Below are 4,515 nucleotides of genomic sequence, written 5' to 3' on the forward strand. Positions count from 1 at the left end.
ATCTTGCCCGCAAGCGGCAAGCGATACTTCGCGATATCGCCGATCCCGATGTTCCGGTATTCCGGCCTTGGTTTTTTTACGGCTTCAGCCATGCTAGACCCCAACTTGTTAACACACTAATCCGCGATTTTAGCGCCTTTTTATTTCGCGCTGCAGCGAAAAGCCGTCCAAGAGACTGTTGCTCGATGCGCGAAAATAGGCCTGCTAACGTGCGTGTTCCGCGAGCACCCAGCCAGTGCTCGCGGCCCGTTCTTCATTCGATCAACTCAAGTCGTTCTGATAGTAATAACCGGTCGTGACGTACCATCCGCGACGCACTTCGACGGGGCGATCGCCATAGGTATAGGACACGCGCTCCACCGATAAAAGCGGAAATCCTTGCGCCACGTCGAGAAACTGGGCAACGGTCTCGTCAGCTGCGACAGCGCGGATCTTCTCCGTCGCGCGAATCATGCGCGTGCCGAATTCCGTCTCGAACATCGCGTAGAGCGGGCCCTTATACTCGGCGAGGCGCTCGGCCGTGAGTCCGCGAAACACCGGGCCCGGCAGCCAGATTTCGTCGAATACGGTCGTCACGCCATCAAACTGCAACAAGCGCTTGATAAGAACGACGGGGTCGGCGGGCTTGAGATCCAGCTGACGCGCGATCTCGGCCGGCGCACGCAGACGCCTGCATTCGAGCAGACGGCTTACGTGAGGATGAACATCGCCATCGTCGGGCAGAAGGCGCAGGAAGCGGAACTGCACGCGGTCTTCGTTGTGCGTTGCAACGAACGTGCCTTTACCCTGACGTCGAACGAGAAGATTGTCGGCGGCGAGCTCATCGATCGCCTTGCGCACGGTACCCTGGCTCACCTTGTAGCGCGCGGCCAGTTCGACCTCGCTCGGGATTATTTCGCCAGGCTTCCATTCGCCGGATTCGAGTCCTTGCGTGATGAGCGCCTTGATTTGCTGATACAGCGGGCTGAACGTCGGCGACGGCGCGCTCGCGGCCTCAGCCGCCGGTGCAGTGCCGTTGGGGGTCGTCGTGCTCGCCGGGTTGGAATTCATGCCGCGCATTTCAACACAAGGGCCGCCGTGCGTCCAGACCTTTCCCCAAGATTCCTATGTCTTATATAAGACATAAGATAGTGTTGACTTTAACCCGGACGACTCCTACACTCCTTGTCGAGCAAGGGTTTGCGGGTTGTTGCGAAAGCACGGAACCGCCGCTCGGCGTGTTTTCCGCGGCGTTTTTTGCCTCGGGAAAGCGTTGAATACGGCATCCGCATATCGCGCGACATACCGCCAGGCACGCCCTTTCGCTTATCGCCTCACGCCGATCGGCCACTCGATTCGCGCGCCGCTGCCTGCCCCTCGCCTCGCAACGTCAAGCGCCGTCTCGTATGGGCGCGTTGCCGTCAGACCCAAGCGAAATCACAGCGTCCTTCCAGAACATTCCGCACGCCTCTCGCTCGAAGAGAAGGATTCATGGCATGACGGTCACGCCGCTCAAGCATTCATGCGGCGCGAATTCCGAATGAACGCGCGCAACGCCACGTGGCGCCGCTTTCGGCCATTCGCGCACGGCATGGCCGGCATGTCTTCATCAACGCTTGGCGTATCGCGCATAAAATAGCGTTTCCCTAGCGTTCCACGCACCGTCCAGGAGAGTTCTCAATGGCTAAGTCCGCAAAGCGCGTTGCCGTAACCGGCGCCGCAGGTCAAATCGGCTACTCGCTGCTGTTCCGCATCGCCAATGGCGATCTGCTCGGCAAAGACCAGCCCGTGATTCTTCAGTTGCTCGATCTGCCGCAAGCGCAAGGCGCCGTGAAGGGCGTTGTGATGGAACTGGAAGATTGCGCATTCCCGCTGCTCGCCGGCGTGGTCGTCACGGACGATCCCAAGGTCGCGTTCAAGGACGCCGACGTCGCCTTGCTGGTAGGCGCACGTCCGCGCTCGAAGGGCATGGAGCGCAAGGACCTGCTGTCGGCGAACGCCGAGATCTTCACGGTTCAGGGCAAGGCGCTGAACGATGTCGCGAGCCGCGACGTGAAGGTGCTGGTCGTCGGCAACCCGGCGAACACGAACGCGTACATCGCGATGAAGTCGGCGCCGGATCTGCCGAAGAAGAACTTCACGGCAATGCTGCGTCTGGACCACAACCGCGCGCTGTCGCAACTGGCCGCCAAGTCGGGCAAGCCGGTCGCGTCGATCGAAAAGCTCGCCGTGTGGGGCAACCACTCGCCGACGATGTACCCGGACTTCCGCTTTGCGACCGCCGAAGGCCAGGGCCTCACGAAGCTCATCAACGACGACGAATGGAACCGCAACACGTTCATCCCGACCGTCGGCAAGCGTGGCGCCGCGATCATCGAAGCGCGCGGCCTGTCGTCGGCGGCATCGGCGGCGAACGCGGCGATCGATCACGTGCGTGACTGGGTGCTCGGCACGAACGGCAAGTGGGTCACGATGGGCATTCCGTCGGACGGCTCGTACGGCATTCCCGAAGACATCATCTACGGCGTGCCCGTCACGTGCGAAAACGGCGAGTACAAGCGCGTCGAAGGCCTCGAAATCGACGCGTTCTCGCGCGAGAAGATGGACGGCACGCTGAACGAACTGCTCGAAGAGCGCGACGGCGTTTCGCATCTGCTGGGCAAGTAACACGGCGTTTGAAGGGAAGCCCGCAAAGGCTTCCCTTCAGCGCGAATGCTTCGCGGCGTTCGCGCGTGATTCGAACGCGCTTGAAAGATATCGAGCGCGTTCGAATCATCGAGCAAGATGGAACTTCCCCATTTCCTAATCGGACCCGACGCCGACGATGCGCGCTCTCACTCCCGCCGAAGTGCTGTTCGATGGCGAACCGCCGCCCGCCGTGCTTCCGCCCTGTGATCACTACGCCGGCAGCGAGAAGCTGATCCGCAAGTCGCTGGCGTTGCAGACGCAACTCGGGCCGGTATTCGACATCACCCTCGATTGCGAGGACGGCGCGCAGGTCGGTCGGGAGGCCGAGCATGCGGCGCTGGTCGCGTCGTTCGTCGGCGGCGAGGACGACCGCTTCGGGCGTGTGGGCGTGCGCATCCACGACTTCGATCATCGAGCATGGCGTGACGACGTGCGCATCATCTTGCGCCAGGCGAAGAAAGCGCCCGCGTTCGTCATGCTGCCGAAGATCCGCCGCGCCTCCGATGCCGCCGAGATGGTGGCTTTCATCGAAGCCACGCGCGGCGAGTTCGGCATCGAGAAGCCGATCCCCTGTCATCTGCTGATCGAGACGCATGGCGCGCTCGCGCAGGCATTCGAACTTGCCGCGCTGCCGGGCGTCGAATCACTGAGCTTCGGCTTGATGGATTTCGTCTCCGCGCACAACGGCGCCATTCCCGATACCGCCATGCGCTCGCCCGGCCAGTTCGATCATCCGCTCGTGCGGCGCGCCAAGCTGGAAATCGCGGCCGCGTGTCACGCGCACGGTAAAGTGCCCTCGCACAATGTGTCGACGGAAGTGCGCGACATGAGCGTCGTCGCGAACGATGCCACGCGGGCCCGCAACGAGTTCGGCTACACGCGCATGTGGAGCATTCATCCGGATCAGATCAGGCCGATCGTCGAGGCCTTCTCGCCGCGCGCGGATGAAATCGCGCTCGCGGCGCAGATCCTGCTCGCAGCGCAACACGCGCAATGGGGACCGACGCGTCATAACGACACGCTGCACGATCGCGCGAGTTATCGCTATTACTGGTCCGTGCTGCGTCGCGCGCACGCAACCGGCCAGACGATGCCCAACGAATGCGCGCCGCTCTTCGCCGCGCCGGCTTCTGCAACATGAGCATCGCGGGGTCCAGGTTCAGCGTCGCGCATGAGCCGAAGGTTCGCGCGTTTCTCAAGCACAACAAGTCACGCCGCGTGGCGAGCGTACGAAAGGAGACTGGAGAGCATGACTGACACCGCATCGACCGAAGCGCCCGCAACCGGCGCATTCAAGCCGAAGAAATCCGTCGCGCTGTCGGGCGTGACGGCGGGCAATACCGCGCTGTGCACGGTCGGCAAGACGGGCAACGATTTGCACTATCGCGGCTACGACATTCTCGATGTCGCCACGACTTCCGAGTTCGAAGAAATCGCGCACTTGCTCGTGCACGGCAAGCTGCCGAATGCCGCCGAATTGAAGGCGTACAAGACGAAGCTGAAGGCGTTGCGCGGGCTGCCCGCGAACCTGAAGGCCGCGCTCGAATGGATTCCGGCGTCCGCGCATCCGATGGACGTGATGCGCACCGGCGTCTCCGTGCTCGGCACGATTCTGCCGGAGAAGGAAGACCACAACGTGCCGGGCGCGAAAGATATCGCCGACAAGTTGATGGCCTCGTTCGGCTCGATGCTGCTGTACTGGTATCACTATTCGCACAATGGCCGGCGCATCGAAGTCGAAACCGATGACGATTCCATCGGCGGGCACTTTCTGCATTTGCTGCATGGCGTCGCGCCGTCGAAAGCGTGGGTCGATGCGATGCACATCTCGCTCAATCTCTACGCCGA

4 protein-coding genes and 1 pseudogene are annotated in these 4,515 nt (G+C 62.1%); 3 read left to right on the forward strand and 2 right to left on the reverse strand.

All coding sequences use genetic code 11. The features are described from left to right. Together AWB82_RS36070 and AWB82_RS36075 are read right to left on the reverse strand one after the other, a co-directional pair. Nucleotides 1-92, reverse strand: a pseudogene (locus AWB82_RS36070) (succinate dehydrogenase, cytochrome b556 subunit); the annotation flags it as partial. Nucleotides 93-261: 169 nt separating this feature from the next. Beyond that, nucleotides 262-1,050, reverse strand: a complete 789-nt coding sequence (locus AWB82_RS36075; protein WP_200818290.1) for a GntR family transcriptional regulator — start codon at nt 1,048-1,050, stop codon at nt 262-264. 609 nt (nt 1,051-1,659) lie between these two features. Here AWB82_RS36075 and AWB82_RS36080 point away from each other — a divergent pair. The 3 genes from AWB82_RS36080 to AWB82_RS36090 all read left to right on the forward strand — a co-directional run. Further along, complete coding sequence (locus AWB82_RS36080; RefSeq protein WP_086974026.1) at nt 1,660-2,646, forward strand: malate dehydrogenase; 987 nt, start codon at nt 1,660-1,662, stop codon at nt 2,644-2,646. Between the two features lie 157 nt (nt 2,647-2,803). Then, nucleotides 2,804-3,808 (forward strand): HpcH/HpaI aldolase/citrate lyase family protein, encoded by a 1,005-nt coding sequence (locus AWB82_RS36085; RefSeq protein ID WP_086974027.1) that lies wholly within the window; start codon nt 2,804-2,806, stop codon nt 3,806-3,808. A 108-nt stretch (nt 3,809-3,916) separates the two neighbouring features. Further along, the coding region (locus tag AWB82_RS36090) for a citrate/2-methylcitrate synthase (protein WP_327346118.1) at nt 3,917-4,515 on the forward strand (599 nt) is incomplete at its 3' end.

The sequence above is a fragment of the Caballeronia glebae genome (assembly GCF_001545035.1).
GTDB lineage: Bacteria > Pseudomonadota > Gammaproteobacteria > Burkholderiales > Burkholderiaceae > Caballeronia > Caballeronia glebae.

Bases quoted from the DNA above. Each gene is read 5' to 3' on its own strand.
- AWB82_RS36075 (WP_200818290.1), bottom strand. From the start codon at position 1,050: ATGAATTCCAACCCGGCGAGCACGACGACCCCCAACGGCACTGCACCG.
- AWB82_RS36080 (WP_086974026.1), top strand. From the start codon at position 1,660: ATGGCTAAGTCCGCAAAGCGCGTTGCCGTAACCGGCGCCGCAGGTCAA.
- AWB82_RS36085 (WP_086974027.1), top strand. From the start codon at position 2,804: ATGCGCGCTCTCACTCCCGCCGAAGTGCTGTTCGATGGCGAACCGCCG.